This is a genomic window from Kitasatospora sp. NPDC048365 (assembly GCF_043200835.1).
Taxonomy (GTDB): Bacteria; Actinomycetota; Actinomycetes; order Streptomycetales; family Streptomycetaceae; genus Kitasatospora; species Kitasatospora terrestris.
Window position 1 is genome coordinate 1 of the sequence record NZ_JBICYJ010000069.1, and the last position, 17,474, is coordinate 17,474.

General features: G+C 70.0%; 20 protein-coding genes. 11 read left to right on the forward strand and 9 right to left on the reverse strand.

The annotated features are described in order from the left end of the window. Window positions 1-189: 189 nt before the first annotated feature. The 3 genes from ACGFX4_RS38755 to ACGFX4_RS38765 all read right to left on the reverse strand — a co-directional run bounded on the left by ACGFX4_RS38755 (window position 190) and on the right by ACGFX4_RS38765 (window position 2,231). Window positions 190-504 (reverse strand): hypothetical protein, encoded by a 315-nt coding sequence (locus tag ACGFX4_RS38755; RefSeq protein ID WP_393085414.1) that lies wholly within the window; start codon window positions 502-504, stop codon window positions 190-192. A 143-nt stretch (window positions 505-647) separates the two neighbouring features. Next, window positions 648-992, reverse strand: a complete 345-nt coding sequence (locus ACGFX4_RS38760; RefSeq protein WP_393085416.1) for a hypothetical protein — start codon at window positions 990-992, stop codon at window positions 648-650. Between the two features lie 297 nt (window positions 993-1,289). After that, the gene (locus ACGFX4_RS38765; protein ID WP_393085418.1) at window positions 1,290-2,231 is read right to left on the reverse strand and encodes a hypothetical protein; all 942 of its coding nucleotides are present in this window, start codon (window positions 2,229-2,231) and stop codon (window positions 1,290-1,292) included. Between the two features lie 357 nt (window positions 2,232-2,588). Here ACGFX4_RS38765 and ACGFX4_RS38770 point away from each other — a divergent pair, with 357 nt between their 5' ends. Then, window positions 2,589-3,800, forward strand: coding sequence for a hypothetical protein (locus ACGFX4_RS38770; protein ID WP_393085420.1), 1,212 nt, complete (start codon window positions 2,589-2,591; stop codon window positions 3,798-3,800). Between the two features lie 234 nt (window positions 3,801-4,034). Here ACGFX4_RS38770 and ACGFX4_RS38775 read toward each other — a convergent pair whose 3' ends face one another. Then, window positions 4,035-4,184, reverse strand: a complete 150-nt coding sequence (locus ACGFX4_RS38775; RefSeq protein WP_393085422.1) for a hypothetical protein — start codon at window positions 4,182-4,184, stop codon at window positions 4,035-4,037. Window positions 4,185-4,492: 308 nt separating this feature from the next. Here ACGFX4_RS38775 and ACGFX4_RS38780 point away from each other — a divergent pair, with 308 nt between their 5' ends. Continuing rightward, window positions 4,493-4,666 (forward strand): hypothetical protein, encoded by a 174-nt coding sequence (locus ACGFX4_RS38780; RefSeq protein ID WP_393085424.1) that lies wholly within the window; start codon window positions 4,493-4,495, stop codon window positions 4,664-4,666. Between the two features lie 262 nt (window positions 4,667-4,928). Here ACGFX4_RS38780 and ACGFX4_RS38785 read toward each other — a convergent pair whose 3' ends face one another. Continuing rightward, window positions 4,929-5,267 carry an SCO4225 family membrane protein gene (locus ACGFX4_RS38785; protein ID WP_393085426.1) on the reverse strand — a complete coding sequence of 113 codons (339 nt, stop codon included), beginning with the start codon at window positions 5,265-5,267 and terminating at the stop codon, window positions 4,929-4,931. Window positions 5,268-5,496: 229 nt separating this feature from the next. Between ACGFX4_RS38785 and ACGFX4_RS38790 the strand changes: the two genes are divergently transcribed. Continuing rightward, window positions 5,497-6,600, forward strand: a complete 1,104-nt coding sequence (locus ACGFX4_RS38790; protein WP_393085428.1) for a hypothetical protein — start codon at window positions 5,497-5,499, stop codon at window positions 6,598-6,600. 31 nt (window positions 6,601-6,631) lie between these two features. Here the strand turns inward: ACGFX4_RS38790 and ACGFX4_RS38795 are convergent, their stop codons facing one another. Further along, a complete protein-coding gene (locus tag ACGFX4_RS38795) occupies window positions 6,632-6,913 on the reverse strand; it encodes a hypothetical protein (protein ID WP_393085430.1) in 282 nt (93 codons plus the stop codon). A 397-nt stretch (window positions 6,914-7,310) separates the two neighbouring features. Next, window positions 7,311-7,649 (reverse strand): hypothetical protein, encoded by a 339-nt coding sequence (locus tag ACGFX4_RS38800; protein WP_393085432.1) that lies wholly within the window; start codon window positions 7,647-7,649, stop codon window positions 7,311-7,313. Window positions 7,650-8,252: 603 nt separating this feature from the next. On the opposite strand from ACGFX4_RS38800, the gene ACGFX4_RS38805 reads away from it, so the two are divergent. From ACGFX4_RS38805 to ACGFX4_RS38815, 3 genes are all read left to right on the forward strand, one after another. Then, window positions 8,253-8,651, forward strand: a complete 399-nt coding sequence (locus ACGFX4_RS38805; RefSeq protein ID WP_393085434.1) for a hypothetical protein — start codon at window positions 8,253-8,255, stop codon at window positions 8,649-8,651. 237 nt (window positions 8,652-8,888) lie between these two features. Then, window positions 8,889-9,278, forward strand: a complete 390-nt coding sequence (locus ACGFX4_RS38810) for a hypothetical protein (protein ID WP_393085436.1) — start codon at window positions 8,889-8,891, stop codon at window positions 9,276-9,278. A gap of 381 nt (window positions 9,279-9,659) precedes the next feature. Next, the gene (locus ACGFX4_RS38815; protein WP_393085438.1) at window positions 9,660-10,019 is read left to right on the forward strand and encodes a hypothetical protein; all 360 of its coding nucleotides are present in this window, start codon (window positions 9,660-9,662) and stop codon (window positions 10,017-10,019) included. Window positions 10,020-10,189: 170 nt separating this feature from the next. Here ACGFX4_RS38815 and ACGFX4_RS38820 read toward each other — a convergent pair whose 3' ends face one another. Next, window positions 10,190-10,435 (reverse strand): hypothetical protein, encoded by a 246-nt coding sequence (locus ACGFX4_RS38820; RefSeq protein WP_393085440.1) that lies wholly within the window; start codon window positions 10,433-10,435, stop codon window positions 10,190-10,192. A gap of 1,924 nt (window positions 10,436-12,359) precedes the next feature. Between ACGFX4_RS38820 and ACGFX4_RS38825 the strand changes: the two genes are divergently transcribed. After that, window positions 12,360-12,926 carry an SMI1/KNR4 family protein gene (locus ACGFX4_RS38825; RefSeq protein WP_393085442.1) on the forward strand — a complete coding sequence of 189 codons (567 nt, stop codon included), beginning with the start codon at window positions 12,360-12,362 and terminating at the stop codon, window positions 12,924-12,926. A gap of 403 nt (window positions 12,927-13,329) precedes the next feature. Here the strand turns inward: ACGFX4_RS38825 and ACGFX4_RS38830 are convergent, their stop codons facing one another. Beyond that, window positions 13,330-13,755, reverse strand: a complete 426-nt coding sequence (locus ACGFX4_RS38830; RefSeq protein ID WP_393085444.1) for a BrxA/BrxB family bacilliredoxin — start codon at window positions 13,753-13,755, stop codon at window positions 13,330-13,332. Between the two features lie 559 nt (window positions 13,756-14,314). On the opposite strand from ACGFX4_RS38830, the gene ACGFX4_RS38835 reads away from it, so the two are divergent. The 4 genes from ACGFX4_RS38835 (at window position 14,315) to ACGFX4_RS38850 (ending at window position 17,428) form a co-directional block, all read left to right on the forward strand. Continuing rightward, entirely contained in the window at window positions 14,315-14,479 is a 165-nt protein-coding gene (locus tag ACGFX4_RS38835; protein WP_393085446.1) for a hypothetical protein, read from the forward strand. Between the two features lie 346 nt (window positions 14,480-14,825). Further along, window positions 14,826-15,197, forward strand: a complete 372-nt coding sequence (locus ACGFX4_RS38840) for a hypothetical protein (RefSeq protein ID WP_393085448.1) — start codon at window positions 14,826-14,828, stop codon at window positions 15,195-15,197. A gap of 12 nt (window positions 15,198-15,209) precedes the next feature. Further along, entirely contained in the window at window positions 15,210-16,937 is a 1,728-nt protein-coding gene (locus ACGFX4_RS38845; RefSeq protein WP_393085450.1) for an alpha/beta hydrolase, read from the forward strand. 2 nt (window positions 16,938-16,939) lie between these two features. Continuing rightward, the gene (locus ACGFX4_RS38850; RefSeq protein WP_393085452.1) at window positions 16,940-17,428 is read left to right on the forward strand and encodes a hypothetical protein; all 489 of its coding nucleotides are present in this window, start codon (window positions 16,940-16,942) and stop codon (window positions 17,426-17,428) included. Window positions 17,429-17,474: the final 46 nt, after the last annotated feature.

Here is a 17,474-nt window from a genome sequence, read left to right on the forward strand (position 1 = left end):
TCGGCCACGCGACCATTCTGACCGCCCCGAGCCGCTGTCCGCAGCATCCGGGCGACTCGTCACAAGAGGGCGAACGTTGGCTGATGCGGCACTAGGTTCCGTCCGCCGAACCGCCGGAACCCCGCACACGCCGACGCCCCACCGGCCGGTGGCAGATGACGGGGCGTCCGATGAGGCAGGGTCGGGCGGTCAGCGTGGTTCGCGGCGAAGCTCTGTGAACACCTCGGTCTGCCCCTTGTGCTGGCTGAGTACGACGTCGAACGCGCTGCCGCAGTGCTCGCAGTCGACCCACAGTGCGATGCTGTGGCGACGGCCGCTGCACGCACGCGCGTCGGGGTCTCCGAGCGTCACGGTTCCGTCCGTGGTGTTCGTGCGGAAGAACTGGTCCTCCGAGTCTTCTTGACGGGACTGCACGGTCACGTGGCGCACGTGCGTGTAGTCGCTCCCGCATGCAGGGCATTCCAGGTGTCCGTCGCTATTCACGGACATCGGCTTGTGGTTCATGGTCGTGTTCCTCTCGATAGGGCCCGCTCGGTCCAGCGTGCACCGGCCCGTGGCTGGCCGCCGGTGGACGCATCGCCGAACACGCTGGCGCCCCGCCGGCCTCCGCAGTACGGAGAGAGCGGCGGGGCGCCACAAGCTGAGCGTCAGACCCGGATGGCGACGCTGGGGTTCAGGTCGTCCAGCTCGGCCGGGACGCCGAGCAGCAGGCAGGCGGCGACGAACGCACCGTTCGTCACGTAGCCGTGCCCGGCCGCCTCCATGGCGTGCTTGGCGCCGTAGGAGCTCGGCGAACGCGGGTCGACTTCCGCCGTCCACGGCTGGTCCTCGATCCAGCGGGCGGCCCTACGCACACCCTCGATGTCGGTGGACAGGCTCTTGCGTGCCGCGCCGGGGTCGGGGGCCAGACCGCTGCCATAGCCCTCAGCGGTCAGGACGGGGTGGGAGTCGAGGACAGCGTCAAGCTGCTCTTGCGTGATGTGGTCACCCACGGGTGGTTCCTCTCGTCAGCCGGCCAGCGCCAGCGATTGCGATTGGACAGTAGCGGCTCGCTCACTGTGCGTGCATCCGCCCTGCTGTCGCTCGTCGGCCCCGCTCGGCTCGGCGGCGCGCTTCGAGGCAGGTACCCGAAGCGGTATCGACTGTCAGGCGCCTGGCCGTGTTCGGGGGTTCACGGCCGGCTCCTGCTGCCAGCGTTCGGGGTAGGGCGACGTGCGGGGCGGTGCCGGTGGTCGGCGCCGCCCCGCACGTTTGCGGTGTTGTGTGTGGAGTGCTCTCCGGGGCTGTTGCTACACGCGGCCGTTGGTGCCGGTCGCCCAGACCGGGCTGCCTCCGCTGGTGTAGAGGACGAAGTTCCCGTCGGTCTGGAGCGGGGCGAAGCTACCGGCGCCGGCCGCCGGCGTGCTGAACCAGACCTGATCGATCGCGCTCAGGCAGACGACCCTGCCGCTCGAGTCCGTCGCCTGGGGGTTGTAGACCGCCCGGAGTTCGAGGCTGCCCTGGGAGTTGACCACCATGCGGACGTTGGACGCGCCGCCGCAGATCCGGCCCGGGTTGAACGCGTGGTTGCCGCTCTGCCACAGGATGTGGAAGCCGGGGCCATAGAGGATCAGGTTGGTGTCGGCCTGCAGGAACAGGCGGTACCGGTCGTTGGCGAGGTACTGGTTGGCGTTGAGCTGCTGCCCGCTCCTCAGCTGGTACGAGCCGAACGGGTAGGCGCTGGCCAGGTGGGCCCAGGTCCCGGTCTGCCAGGCGACGAGCCCGTCGGAGCGCTGCAGGACGATGCGCCCGTCGTCCTGCAGCCGCAGGAAGACGGCTCCGCTGTTGTAGGTGCGCGAGGACCATGCGGCGGAGTTGTTCGGCTTGTAGATCACGAGGTTTCCGTCGCCCTGCATGACGACGCGGTTGCCGCTCTGGCCCCAGGTGCCCGAGGACCAGACCGCGCGCGGCCCGCCCCAGCCGTTGGACTCGGGTCCATACTCGACCAAATTTCCGTCGCCCTGCATGAGGAGCGCGAACTGGCCGCTGTTGGACTGGATGTACTGCCCGCCGTACAGCGTCTGGTTCATCTGGAGGGTGTCGCCACCGACCTTGGTCGCGCCGACGAAGACGTCCGGCACCGTCGTGGCGGCCGCCGGCAAGGCGGTCACCGCCGTGCCGAGAACGGCCAGGCCGAGCATGGCCAACGTGAGCGCGATGGCCTTCACCACGCGCTGGATGATGCGGTTCACATGCTTCTCCGTTGTTGGAAGCGGAAGTGAGAAGGCCCGGCCGGGACCGCACCGCCGGAAGCGGCGCTGGACCCAGATTGACCGGCCCGCGCCACGCTGGGAACGCCTGACCGCAAACCCCACCAATCATCATCGAGAGCCGGGAAAAACAGCAGCTCACGCAGGCAGCGTGAAGATTCACAGATCGATCGGCGGCCGCTGAGGCGGCCTCGCCGGTAGGGTGCCCGGCCCGTCGACCGGCGGGAGCCTGGAAGCGGACAGGTGTTCCGCCCGGTCCTTGTGTCGCGTCCGCCAGGGAACTGATAGGTACTCATAAACAGTTCTCACTCGGGCGCTGCCCGAGAAAGTAGGAGCAGCATGGGCGAGGGTGCGGCGACACCGCGCCGGGGTGGCCGGGTCTACGAGCCGCCGGAGACCGACAACCCCCATCTGGACCGATTGGCGATCCTCCTCCGCGAGTGGGCGGGCGCGGATTCGATGGTCGTCCTCGCAAGGAAGCTGCACACCTCACCGGCGACCGTGGGGCGCCGCTTCAAGGGGGACATGCTCCTGGAACCGAGTGAGACGCAGTTCATCAAGGACGTCATCGCCCTGGGCACCAAAGACGAACAGCTGCACGACGAACGCTGGCAGCAGGCGGAGGCACTGCGGGCGCAGGCGGGGGCGCGGGCGAAAGAACTGCGGGCGCAGGCCCGCACGCACAAGCCCGACCAAACCCTTCCTGGCCATCCCCCTGCTGCGCCTGCGGGGCTGGAAGCGGACGCCCCGGCGCCTGTGGAACCGGAAGCGGACGCCCCGGCGCCGGGCGGCCCCGCGGACCTGAATAGGTGGCTGCCGTCGCGGCGTCAGGCCGCCGTGGCGGCCGTGGCACTGCTGGCCGTGGTTGGTCTCGTGGGAGTGCTGGTCGCTGTTGTCCCCGGTACGGATCAGGGCCCGGGCTCCACGCCGCCGACGATTGCTGGAGGGCCACCCACCAGGAGCGCCGGCGCTGCCTCGCCGTCTGAGAGCGGCTCCTCCTCGCCGAGCGCGTCGCCTTCGGCGTCCATCTCGGATCCGGCGCGTACGGCGGTGGACGGGCCGCCGCCGGGTCCGGGCAGCACCGGCTCGCCCGGTGCAACTGGCACCCCCGGGCCGGGCAACGCCGCCAGCGGCACCGGCAGGTCGACCACCGCCTCGCCCTCCCCGTCGGCGACAGCGACTTTCGAACCGCCGCAGGGGCCGGTCCCGTCGGCCCCGGGTCCTGCCGGCATGACCATCACGAAGGTGGACCCGAACCCCGGCAGCGGCCCGACCGCACCGTTCACGATCGAGGGAACCTGCCTCGAGGGGCACCCCCAGGTCGACGTCACCTTCGACCGCTACACCCTTGAGACCGCGGGCCCGTGCCTGGCCGGGCGCTACAGCATCACGGTCACACCCGACGACCAGGGCCGGCTGACCACCGTCACGAGTTTCGGTCCGACCCCCACCAAGGGCTTCGTGCAGGTGACACCCGGTTCGTCGCACCGCATCACGGTGCGGACGGTCACCGGGGGCTTCGAAAGCAGCCCGGCGTACTACACGGTCTGACCGTTGCGGGGTGCCATGGCGGAAGGTGATGCCCGCCGGGTGATGGCCGGGATGTGCGTCTCGGTCCCGGCGGGCATCATGATCAGGCTACCTGCGGGGCCGACTCCCGCCGCTACTGCTGGCGCGGGCCGGTGCGTGCCGCGGGCAATGGGTGTGCGGCGTGCACCGGCGCACCGATTCTTCCGCACCGTCGCCCGGGCCCTCGGATGTGTCTGCGTGTTCCGGTCGGTACCGCTACGGGGTCCAGTGGGCGTGGGTGAGGCCGGAGCCGGTGGACACGCAGGCGTCGGAGATGCAGCCGGCGAAGGTGGCGCCGGGCAGGGCCTGAAGCCGGCTGGTCAGGGCGTCGTGCCGGTCGGTCGTGAGGGGCAGGTCGGACTTCACCGAGACCTCCCGGCGGCATCCCTCGAAGGTCGGGTCGAGTGAGCCGTCAGCGGTCCGGCCGTGCTCGGGGGTTCACGGCCGGACCGCCCTGCCGCCAGCGTGCGACCGCACTCGCCACGGCGGAAGAACGGCTGCGCCGCTCGGAGCATCGCCCGTCCCCCGCCGGCATGAGGCTCCGCCCCTGCTCGCCCGTCGGTTACACCTGGGCTGCCGTCGGGGGCGCTGCGGCGGGGACGAGGCCGGGCTGATCGAGCGAGCCGGCCGACGTCGTCGATTCGTGGACCGGCGCCGGCAGGTGGGAGCGGGCCGTGGTGGAGGAGCTGCTCGCCGCCGCGGCCCCGGCCGGGCGGGACGAGGACGGCGCGCTCGCCGTACTCGTGCAGCGCCGGGGCTGGGTTGTGCAGCGGGTGCAGCACGGGGTGCAGCAGCCGGTGCCCGCAGCCCGTCCGGCCGAGGGCCGCCATGTACGTGCTCAGCCATGACACGGGTGCGGCGCGTGCACCAGGCCCCGCACCCGCTGGAGCCGCTCCAGCCCGTGGCCGCCCGGTCGATCTCTGCCGGGGTCATCCCGTCGGCGCGCGATGGAAGTAGGCCGTGCCAGTACGACGACGCCGAGGACGCGGTCCGTCCTAGACAGCCGAGCCGTGGCCGTGGGTGTGAGGGGGCGCCGGTGGGTGCCGGTTGGTAACGCCCTCTCCGGCCCGCGACAAGGTTGTGGACGGGCCCGGGTCTGCGGTTGGGGTGTCAGGCGCCGACCGCGGGCCGGCGGTTGGCGCGGACCATGCGTCCGAGGAAGGCGGCGTTGACGAGGGCGGCGGCCAGGGCGGTGGCGGGCATGAGTGCCGGGCCTGCCACGGGGCTGTCCCACAGGAGGACGTGCACGGGGATGGTGAGGACGCCGAAGGGCGCGGTGACCAGGAGCAGGAGCATGCCGGAGAAGGAGAGGTCGTGGGTGGTGATGGCGGAGTCGACGAAGACCGCGGCCGCACCCGCGACGACCAGGAGATAGCCGAGGGAGAGGGAGTTGTCGAACGCGGGGGCCAGCAGGGTGGGGATCCGGCAAGTGCGGGCGGAGGGAGTCATGGTGGGGTCTTCCTCGGGTGGGGAGGCGCAGCGGGCGGTCGGGTCAAGACTGGATCACCCGCCACCGCAGGAGCCTGAGCACTCCCACTCAACCCGCTCTGCGCACAGGCCGACCGCGCCTGTCCTGGTCCTGGGCCGGTTCCACACAGGCACCAGCGGCGGTGCCGCCGCAAGTACGGGCGCAAGCCCGGCTGGGAAGGTGTCGCAGGTCCCGCCTACGATGCGGATCATGGTCAGTGATACCTCCGCGCGGAGGAGTGAGGACGGCTCGGGACGGACCTGCCGGGGCTGCGGCAAGGAGCTTGCGCCGCACGCTGGCCGGGGCCGGCCGAAGAAGTCGTGCAACCGGGCGTGCGAGTCGAAGGCGTACCGGCGGACCGTCGCCGAGCGCCAGGAGGACGCCCTCGCCGCCGCCCTTGTTCCTCCGCGCGGAGGAAATGACAGCGGGCCGCAGGGCGACCTGGAACGGGGCAGCGCACAGCGCCAGGAGCTGCTGGAGCTCGCCTCACGCATGCAGCGCATCGCCGCCGGCTACCTGGAGCGCATCGACGCCGTCGCCGCCCAGGCCAGCGACGACACCGGCGGGGGCGAGGCGCTGCGCCTGCTGGAGACCAGCCTCGATGCCCTCACCGGCCGCATGCTGCGCCTGGGCCGCACCATCCGCTGGGAGGCGCTGCACGGGTGGGGCGACTGGTCGCCGACTGCGGGGATGCCCGCCCAGCAGCAGGCGCCCGCCGCCCCGGCCGTACCAACCCTTGTTCCTCCGCGCGGAGGTAATGGCGGTGACGGCGAGGGCGGCGCCGGCGACCCGATAGCCCCGCGAGGGGGTGATGGCGCCGACCTCTCGCGGCCTCCCGCCGACCGGCCGCAGCCCGCTCCCGGCCCGCCGACCGCCCCATCCGGCAAATTCGACCTCACTCCTCCTCGCGGAGGTATTCAAGGCGGCGGATCCGACCTCACTCCTCCGCGCGGAGGAACAAGTGCCGTTGCGCCGACCGCGCCCGCTGCGCAGCCGGATCCGCTCCACCTGCTGCCGATCGACTGGCGCGGCCTCGGCCCCACCACCTATGCCGGCCCGCTGCCGGAGATCGGCCCCGGCTGGGAGATCCGCGGCTGGGCCGGACAGGACAGCCTGTGCCTGGCCGCCCGTGACGACCAGCTCGTCGGCTGGACCGAGAACCGCAGCGGCGGAGGCTGGATCGCCTTCGTCGGCCTCGGCGAACCGCTCACCTACCTGGTCGACGCCCAGGACCGCCCTCTCAGGCACTCAAGCGTCGGCCGTGCCGCTCAGAGCATCTCCCTGGCCCTGCGCCAAGACCCGACCCGCACCTGACCTGCACCGGTGAGTTCCGTACCGCCGGAACTCACCGGCTCGGGACGGCCGTTGCCTCGGCGGCCGCGCGCAGCCGGGCCGCCGTTGCAGCCGCCGCCTCGCGGGTCACCGCGTCCTGGCTGTCGGCCAGCAGCCCGAGCGGCTCCACCGCCGCGGTGAGCACCAGCACCGGCACCGCCGCCTCGCGCAGCAGCAGGAGCTGCTCGGCGGCGCGGTGACCGGCGGATGCGGCGGCGGGCAGCAGTGCGGTCAGCCCGGTGCCCAGGCCGGGCCGCCGAGAACCGGGGGGGGCAGGTGCGTCATGACCGGTCAACCGCCCTGGCCTCGCCCAGGTCACGCCCACCCGCTCCCGGCAGCCGGGTCTGTCCAGGGGAAACGCGCCGCTGTCCAGGGGAAACGCGGCATCCGACGGGCCTGTCCACCGCCGTCCGTGCGCCGACCCGCCCGCCGGCCGCACCGCAGCGCGGCCAGCCACCTGTCTCCGATCTGCCTCCACCTGTGTCATCTGTGTCATGAGACAGGTGTTTTCCCAGGTGGGAGCGTTGCGCGACACGATCTGTCTCTTCTGTCTCCACCCGTGTCCAGCCACCAACTGACCTGTCTCATCGAAGTTTGACCATCGAGGGTTTGTCTCAGCGAAGTTCGACCATCGGTTCAGCGGTGACGTTTGGAGTAGCTGCGAGTTGCGGGTCGGGCTGCAGAGTGTCGGGTCAGCCCTGGGAGAGCGGCGAGGTGGACGGTGACACCGCGGCCGTCCGCGGGTAGGAGCAGCCCGGCGGAAGCGCTTCCTCTTCCCGTGCCACCCAGTAGGTGTGCGGTGTGGTCGGGCAGGGCAGCGGAGTCGGCCGGGTCATCGCACAGCCCGCGGCGGTCTCTCGGTCGAGGCTGCGATACTCCCACCAGTCGGTCGGGCACCGGGTGGTCGGGGCTGGCTCGGGACGGATGGGCGTGCACGGGAGGGTCGGGTAGTTGGAGCCGTTGCACTTGTACTCGATGGGCGGCATGAGGAGGGCGAGTGCGACAAGACCGCCGAACAGCAGCACGAGCATGGTCAGTCCAGCCCAGGCGTCCTGCGGGCCGAATCGTCGACCGGAACCTCCCACGTCCATCCCTCCCCTGCCCGACGGCCGACGGACTCACGCTCCCAGTACGCGATACCCGTCTCGCCCCCGCCGCATCCCGCTCCGTGCACCTCACTGTCGACGGGGCAGCTAGGGCGGTCTTCCAGTTGCGACCCGGTGCTTCGTCGCCGTCGCCTGGGAATAGCGACCGACCTGGCTGGCGGCCTCCGCCCTCCAGCGGCCGGGAGACAAGCCCTCGCCGGTCAAACTTCGTTGAGACACGTCGAAGCTCGACGAGACGGGTCACCAACCCGGCACGCCCGGCGGCCCTGAGACAGAGCTGGGGCAGCCTGCGGGGCCCTGTCCCAGCCCCGTCTCAGGCTGCCCCACTATGTCCGTTTTGCTGGGACGGACCTGAGACTGTCCTAGGACAGTCGACCCCAAAACCTCAGGTGGAAGCATTTCGCGCCCGGCCTAGGGCAGACCCAGGACAGCACCCCGGCCCGCAGTGTCCTCTGACACGCGATCTTGACCGATTGCCAAGTGATCTTGACTAGTGGCCACCAGTGGTAGGCCTGGCATCCTGTGGCGGTGTCGAAGAAGCAGAAGCGCGCGGTGACCTTTGCCGACATGGTCGCGGCCTTGCCGTCGCCAGGGGAGGAGGAGCCTGGCGGCTCGTACGTCGACCGGCCCGTGGCAGCCCGCGGTTTCACCGATGCCGGCGGCACCTACTGGCGGCTCGCCCGCGGGCCGCTGGACCCTCGCCGGGCCAAGCGGCTCGCAGTCGAGGCCGACGTTATGTCGATGGGAACGTCCTACGACGACGAGGTCGGATGGTGGCTTCCCCGCTTCCTGGCGGAGGCCGAGCGGCCGGCTGCCTGGCTCGAAGCGCGAGCCCGGCTCGGTGCGGCCGACCTGCCGGTCCATGAGGCATACGAGTTCACGGCGGACGACGGCCGCGTTCTCCTCTTCATCGAGACGTACTGCTGAGCTCGATCCCGTACCAGCACCTGCGTGCCGGGCACTCTCGGTCCGGCGGTCAAGATGCACTGCCAAGGGCCCGCCCGTCAGGCCAGCGGCCCCACCAGCAATTGGATGCCAGGCCGCGCGGTTCGGCCACCGACTCGCAACGGCCGTGTCGCACCGGCCAGCGGGCGGGGTGTGGGTCCCGGCCAAGGCCTGGCCCACTCCGCATTGGGTGGCTCGTGTCGGCTACTGTCTGCCATCATGCAGAAAATCGCACAGCTCGCGGCATCCATATCCATCATCGGCCTTTCTGGCCTGGTAGCAGGGTGTTCATCCGCGCAGCCTGAGGCCACCGGGCCTGCTCCGTCGATGGCGGCACCGGTTTCTTCGTCACCCTCCGTGTCAGTCGCGCCGGTGGTGGCGGACCGGGTCCAGTCCGCCAAGGCCGGCGCCGCCGCTTTCGTGAACATCACCCACCGCGGCGGTCAGCCGTCGGCGGAGACCTGCGCCGCCCAGTGGAACGAACTGTCGCCGTCGAAGCAGGCGAGCCTGGACCGGGCCGGCTTCGATGCGGGCTGCTACGGCGATTCCCAGCCGGAGACCATCACCTTCGGTGCCGACAGCACTCCCAGCCCCAGCACCGCTCCCTGACCCCAGGCCTGACGCATCGGCCGCAACAGCACGCGGGCACAGGCCGGCCAGCACTGCCTCCCCACCCACCGGTTAAGATCAAGTGACAGAAACCCCGCATCAGTCAAGATCACGTGTCAATCGGTCAGGGGCACTGACCTGTCGCAACGAAGTTGGTCGACCGGCCCGCGTTGACCTGCGCGGACTGGATTGATTGAGACGCCTGTAGGCCGGCAATTTGTCTGTGCGCGACATCGCTGTCCTTTGACGCCGAGGTTTGACGGCTCAGGCACTCGCCCGCATGACCAGCCGCCGCGCCGGTAGGATGCGGGCGATCGCGTCTGCGGCAACGGCTCGTGTGCACTCCAGGTCGGTCGCGTAGTTTCGAACGAGGGGAGCGCTGTGGCTCTGGCGGAGCGGCCCTCGCCGGCGTGGGATGTTGCCGACCTGGTGGATCAGCAGTTGCTCGTCGTGCCGAATCCCCTGGCCGCGTGGAACAGTGACACCTTCTGGGTCTCCGTGTGGGACTCGGACCCCGGACAGGTCCTTGTTTCCCTGATGGTTCCGCGTGAGAGCGCCGATCCGTTCATCCAGCTGAGGATCGGGTTCGCGGTGACCGAGGAAAGCCCCGAGCTCCAGGCCGAGCGCATCGTCGCCGCCGTCCGGCGCCCGCATCCCCTGAACGGTGCGGTGGTCTGTGCGGGCTATCGAGAGTGCGCCGAGTCCTACGGGTATGTCTGGCCGTCGTCGGTGGAAGAGTGAATCACCACCAGTCCTGGGTGACCGTCACCTACACGCCTAGGTTCGTTGAGACGGAAGGCGAAACGACTGGGTTCGCTGAGTAAACGACTCGATTGAGTGAGAGCGGTCAGGGGCACCTGTCAGAGGACACGCAGGCCGCCGTGTCCCGCCTCATCGAAGTTTGACGAGTCTCACGGGAGTTTGACCGGTTGGTACGGCTGGTGGTCGTGGCTGAGGCTGAGGGATTGGCCGACGAGCTGCCAGGAGATGCTGTGTCTGCTGAGCGCCCATGCTTGCGATCCGTGGCGGGCCTCGTCGATCCACTGCCGGAGTTCGGGAAGTGCCTGCTCACGCAGGATCTGACGGGAGATGGCCCGCTCGCCGCCCGAGACGGGGGCGACGGTGATCCAGACGCTCGACCACCAGTCAGGGGGCAAGCCGGTGCCGTAGTTCGAGCCGATCGGTGGCACCCACCTGGCCTCGAGGAGAGTCCCGTCCGCTCGGTGGTGGTCGAAGAAGCTGAGCTGGAGGACGTTGGACGGTGTCTCACCGAGGGCGGAGCTAATGTCCGTAGAGGCGAGCGGCCACGACAGGTGTCGCGGAAGGCGGCGGTTACGGGCTGGCACCCGGCTGAGGATGGCAGATGACCTGATGGGAGGGCATGGGCTTTTCGGGCTGGCCTGCTGGCTGCGCCTCCACCCGCCCCGTGCCGCCCCGGTCGGGCCGTACAGCGGCCCTCCAGTCCCCTCCCCGGCCCGGCCGGTCTGCTCCCGACGGCGGCGGCCAGGCCGTCGAGCACGCGGCCCGGCGGCGCGGTCGGCCCCGGGCGGCCCGTGTCTTGTCGGGTGTCTTGTGGGATGCCTCGTGGAGCGCCTTCCCGGGTGCCTCGTGGGGTGTCTCTTGAGCACATCGCTCCACGGCCTGGCTCGCCGTCATCGCAGGTCAGAGCACCTGATCGGTCCCGGGGAAAATCCGACAACCCTTCTCCTCTGTCCTTTGGTCTCGGTTGGTCGGTTCGGGTTTGCGCCTGTGGCGTGCTGTTGGTTCTTCGGATGCGTCCGGCGAAGCCGTCCGCACCGAGCCGGGGCCGGCCGACCAACGGCTCTCTTGCCGCTGCGCCGGTCCCACGTGGGCACCACCGCAGGTGACAGCGACGGTGCCACCGCAGGTACGGGCGCAGGTACCACCGCAGACACCCCGCCCCGTCCGGCCGCCGCCGCGCGTTTCCGCAGCTCAGACCAGGCTTCCGGGGCGCCGGAAAATCCGACAACCCCCTGTGTCTGTCCCTCTTCCCTGGCTGCTGGTGGTAGGTGGTGCGGTTCTGGGTCACGGTCCGGACGGCGCGGGTTCCACCCTGCGGGGCTGTTGCTCCTGGTGGCGTCCGGCGAAGACCGGCCGCCCGGAGCCGCACCGCGCGGCCGCGGCCCTGTCCGGCCGCCGGTTGCTTCTGGCGGTTGCTACTGCGGGTGGCTACTGGAGGTCGCTACTCGCGGTTGCTACTCGGGGTTGCCCCAGCCCTGCCGCCCGGCCCCGCATCCGCCCAGCCCGGCGCACGGTTGTCCACTGTCCATCGGCGCCGACTACTTCTCCCTGGCCCCCTCCCGGGGCCGGGCGAAGCCTCCGAGCAGCGGGGCAGGAGCGGCGCGGCACCAGGTGGAGCGGGAGGACGACCACCTGCTGCGCGCGCCGGCCGAAGACCGGGTTCTCCGCCGCCCTGGCCGGGACGGACCGCCAGACGGCCGCCAGGAGGCGGCCAGGAGGCCGCCCCGGCCGGGGCGGACCACCGGACGGCCAGGAGGCGGCCTCGGCCGGTCCTGGGCCCCGTGGCGCGGTCGGCCTCGACCGAGGCCGCCGGACGGTGCCAGAACGCAGCGGAAGCGGTCCTGGCGTAGGGTCCTGGCCTGAGTCCTGCCCCAGGTCCTGACGCAGGTCCTGGCGTAGGTCCTGACGCCGGTCCCCGGGTCCAGCGGAAGGCGGACAAAGGTGCAGCTCAGAGCCCCATCCAAGGTGTCCGGAAATTCTGACATCCCTGTCCTGGCCCCTCTTCCCGCTGTGGTGGTGGTGGGCGGTGGTGTTGGACGGGATCGGTGGCGCTGCGCGGGCTTCTGTGCGGCCCGGCCGGGCCGGGCAACGACGACGGCCGCCCGCCGAGCGCTGCCGCGCGGGGAACCCTCCTTTGCGGATGCGGGACAGCCCGACACCCGCATACGCAAAGAGCCGGACACCCGCATACGCAAAGGACTCCAGGGCTTCCGCAAAGGGCCGCGCACCCGCATACGCAAGGGCGTACGGCTTTGCGGGAGTGACTCCGGATCCTTGCTGCATGACGTCCGGGTGCTCGCCTGACTACAGTTCCACCCCGTGACCGATCCCTCCCAGCGCACCTCTACAGACGACGACGCGCTTCTGGAACGGTTGCGTGCTCTCGCATGGAACGCAGAAGGCGCGGGCGCCACCCGCGGCTATTTCCCGGATCAGCCGTTCCCTCCGATCACGAAGACCGAGGTTCAACAGGTTGAGCGGCAGCTCGGGTACGAGCTGCCGCTCCTGCTCCGACGCATCTACACCGAGATTGGCGACGGTGGCTTCGGCCCGGAAAACGGCCTCGCCTCGCTGACACCACGCCGCATCCCGGAGTGGCACCAGCCGGACTGGCCATGCGCGACCTCCCCTCGCACCCGAGACCCGGAGTGGGGGCCGCCGACATCATGGCTCTTCCTGACCGGTGGCGGCTGCAGCATGCAGTGGCACGTCTCGCTGATAGCGATCGACAATCCCGTCTTGCTCTGGGACGCCGACGGCTGGGAACCCGACTGGGGAGAGAACCCCCACGACGGCCTGTGCTACGCGGCACCGTCGCTGCGTCAATGGCTGTGGACCTGGGCAGACGGCGGCAACGTGTGGGACGAAGCGCTCAAGATCCAGTAGGCGCTTCGACTCGAATTTGCCAGGACCGCCCCGCCGTCAGGGAGCTCCGTCATGGGGCGCGGCGTCTGAAGTCCAGCCGGGCGGACCCTGGAGTTCCGGTGTCCTGCTTCTCGAAGGCCGCGCCGCAGCCTTCGACAGGGCTTCCTGCAACGCACTGACCTGTGTAGCGGTTCATGTTCGGTGTCACGAACCGCGTTTGGTTCAACTTTGCTGGCAACTGGTCAAGGTTCGCCGGCGCCGGTCAGGGAGTGACCTGTCTCAGCGACGGCGGCGTGGTTCTCACCAAAGGTGAGCGGATGCAGATTCGTCTCAGCGAAGGCTCGCGGCTGTTGGTGCCCCGCCTCGGCGCTCCCGGGTGTCTGCCGGGGCGCCGAGTGGCCTTGGTGGCGGGGTGGGCCTGGGGCTACTGGCAGTGTTCCTCGAAGGCCTCGGTGAGCTCGGCGGCCACCTGCTGGGCGTCGCGGCCCTCGATGCGGTGGCGCGGGATGAAGTAGACGAGTTCGCCGTCCTTGAAGAGGGCGAACGACGGGTGGGACGGCGGGATGTCGGGGAAGTAGCCGCGCATCCGCGCGGTGGCTTCCAGGTCGTGCTCGTCGAAGACCGTGAACAGCCGGTCGGGGTGCTTGCCGTCGCTCTCCAGGGCGATGCGGACCCCGGGGCGGGCCGTGCCCGCCGCGGCGCCCGTGATGCTGTTGATGGCGATCAGGGTCGCGCCGGTGTTCGCCTCGGCCATCGCGGCGTCGACCTCGTCCGCGGTCAGCAGTTCCTTGAACCCGATCGAGGTCAGCTCTTCCTTGAACGGCTTGACCAGCAGCGGCGAGTACGGCATCAGGAGATCCTCACTTTATGGAATGTTTCGATCACAAAGCGTATCTGTCGCGTGGTGTGCCCGCCGCTGCACCCGCGGCGGCTGTTCCCGGCGATTCCGGGGCACACCGCCTCCCGACCGTTCGCCGCTCCGCCGTCCTCCCGCCGCAGCCGCAGCCGCGGCCGTGATCGGTCTCGGCACGCTGCTTCAGCCCGCCTGCCGCTGCGCTCTGGCGTGGTTCGTGCGGGGTACCTGGTGCGCTCACTTGGCGGTGTGCGTGGTGGTGCCTGGTGGACACGGTCGGTGTGGGTGGCGACCCCTAGATCGGTAGCAACGGTTGCGGTGGAAGGGCGGGGCCTGCGAGGCCAACCAGACTGCCGCCTCACGGGGGACCCGCATCCAGGCGAGCAAAACCGGCTCTGGCCTGTGGTGATCAACCTTCGCCGAGACGAATCCGCATCCGCTCACCTTCGGTGAGAACCACGCCGCCTTCGCTGAGACAGGTCACCCCCGACCGACCGACGAAGGAGGAGAGGGAGGGTGGTGGGCGGTGGCGCCCGGGGTTCGGGGGCGCTGCGCTGTGCTGTTCTCCCTCTCCGGCCGGGGCGGCCAGGGCGGCCGGGGCCGGCGACCGGGCAGGGCCCGTCTCGTTGGTCCGGGCATGAGCAGCATCGCCCCGCCCGGCACCGTCTCCCTGGAGGCGTACCGCGCCCGCAAGCGGCTCGGGGCCCTCTCCGCCGCCTGACCGGAGCTGCCACCACTCCCTGTCGCAGAAGGCCGCGACAGGGAGTGCTGTCGCGCCCTGTGACCTGCACGAAAACCCCTCCACCCCCACCCCTCTGACTGTTCTTGAGTTGGCTCGGGAATGGTTGACGAGATCCCGTCCGGTCCATGTGATCGGGTGGGATTTCTGCTTTCCGCGGGCCTGTTCGAGGCGGTGCGTGAACTCGGCGGGCCGGACCAGGCGCGGACGATCTGGCGGCGACTGGCGGCGTGATCGCGACGCACAGCCCTGCGATCGCTACCCCGGGTGATGGATTGTCACGCACGCGTGCAAAGATCCGTTGTATGGACCGACTGGGGGGACGGACATGGCAGAGGGATTCGGGGTGAACCCGGGCGAGCTCGAGGGCTCGGGCCGGAGCGCGCAGGAGATCGCCGGGCGGGTTCCGGGTGAGACCGTCAAGGTGGTCGGCTCGAGTGACATGGCGTCGGGCGGCCTCAAGGGGTGGCAGGTGTCCGGGGCTCTGCGCGACTGCACAGGCGGCTGGAAGGCGCTGTTGGACCGGCTGGGCGCGGACATGGACGCCTACGGCGGCAAGTTGATCAGCATGGCCCAGACCTACCGTGCCGGCGACCGGGATGCTGCGGCGTCGGTGAGCCGCGCGGGACAGGCGGGCTCGGTCGGTCCGGTCGCTCCTGCGAAGCAGGGCGATCCGTTCGGTACGAAGCTTCTGGCCTGATCGGGGGACACGATGGATGTTCAGACGCTCTACGACGCAGATCTCAACGACCTCCTCGGTGCCCGCTACGCGTACGAGGCGCTGACCTCGGCGTTCGCCGCGCACGTCGAGGAGTGGCAGGCCACGGTGGTGAGCCGCCTGCAGAACTCGCAGTGGACCGGGGAGACCGCCGACCGGGTCCACCGCGACCTCCAGGCATTCGGCGTCAAACTCCAGGCTGCGGACGACGAACTGCGTTTGGTGGCCGGTGTGCTGGCGGACGCCCACGAGTCCATCGCGCTCGCCCAGGCCAAGCTGGTCCAGGTCCAGGACGACGCCAGGGCAGCCGGCATCACCGTCAAGGCCGACGGCGGCATGACCTGGGAGAACGACCCGAACGGCGATACCCGCGCCGACACCGCCAAGCAGAACAGGGCTCAGGAGCTGAGCGCCCGGCTCCACGCCGCCCTCGCCGAGGCCGACCACGCCGACCAGGAGATCTCCAGGCGGCTGCGCCGCTTCGCGGACAACGCAACCAGCGGCATGGGCCTGGACGCGGCCACCGCCAAGGCCGACCACGACGCCGCAGTGAACCGCACCAACGTCCCGGATCCGAAGTCCACGTCCCCGGAGCAGGTCAAGGCGTGGTGGAACGGTCTGACCCCGGAGGAGCAGCACGAGCTGATCCACAACAAGCCCGAGCAGATCGGCAACCTGGACGGCATTCCCGCTACCGCCCGGGACGAGGCCAACCGCCTGACGCTCACTCAGCGCCGCGGAGAGCTGCAGGGCGAGCTGGACCGGCTCGGGCCGGAGCCCGTCGACAAGCCGGTACCCGGCGCGATGGTGTACACCGAGAGCCTCGAACACAAGCAGTGGCGGGAGAAGCGGGACGAGCTCAACGACAAGCTCAAGGGCATGGACGCCATCCAGACCCGCCTCGATACCGGCGGGAGGGACGGCCGCCCGCCCGCGTACCTGCTCGGTTTCGACACCAATGGCAAGGGCCACGCGATCGTCGCGGTCAACAATCCGGACACGGCTGACAACGTGGTGACGTACGTGCCCGGAACCGGGGCCAGGCTCGGCAGCATCGGCGGCGACATCGACCGGTCGGACCGCATGGTCACCTCGACCGACCGCGCCGACCCGACCTCGAACAAGACCACCGCGTCGATCACCTGGGTCGGTTACGACGCGCCGCAGAGCATCATCCCGGAGGCAGCCGACGACGGCTACGCCAAGGGTGCGGAGGACAAGCTGCACAACTTCGAGGTGGGGCTGCGGACGACGCACGAGGGCGAGCCGGCCCGCCAGACGATCATCGGCCACAGCTACGGCAGTACCACGGTCGGGTACGCGATGCGGGACAAGGGCCTGCCGGTCGACGCCGTGATGTTCGTCGGCAGCCCCGGCACGGGTGTCGACAACGCAAAGGACCTGGGAATCGACCCGAGCCACGTCTACGCCGGGCGCGGCGACGCCGACGCGATCGACAACGCCGTCTCCACCAATCCGCTCAACTGGGTCCGAGACGGTGCGAGCGAACTCGGCTCGACGATCTCCAACGGCTTCAGCGGTCCTCTCGGATACACCAGCGAGGAGGACAACCACCTGGCCTTCGGCCGGGACCCGTCCAACGGGAACTTCGGCGGCCACAAGATCCCCACCGACCCGGGCGTCGGACACTCCGACTACTGGAACAACGGTGGCAAGTCCCTGGACGCCATGGGTCTCGTCATTTCCGGCAAGTGGAGCTGAGCGTGCGGACCATACGAATCACGGCCGGCATCGTCATCCTGACGGCACTGACCTCCTGCGGGCTCACCAGCGAGCAGTTGAAGCCGACCATCACCAAGGCCCAAGCGACCCAGCAGGTCACGTCATACGACACGGAGATCGTGACGAGCCTGGTGGGTACGGCCAAGGAAGCCGTGCCGGTCTTCCAGTCCATGGAATGCGAGACTGCGGACATCCCGGGCCCGAAGGGCAGAGTCAGTGTCTCCAGCGACGACCGCGCGTTCCGCACGATACCGAAGGAACGGAATGCGGAGATCGTCCAGGCATTCGAGACGAAGCTGACGAGCCTGGGCTTCGAGCTGTACCGCAAGAGCGGCAACGACCGTGTCTACAAGAACAAGTCGAACGGCTTCACCGTTGTACTGCGGGAGGGCCTGGACGATCGCAGAACGCTCACGCTCACCGTCGACTCGGGCTGTGTCTGGCCCGACGGCACACCACCTGCCAGGTAGGGCCGCCCCGGGGACCCTTGAGGCGTTCGGCAAGCGCGTGGACGCC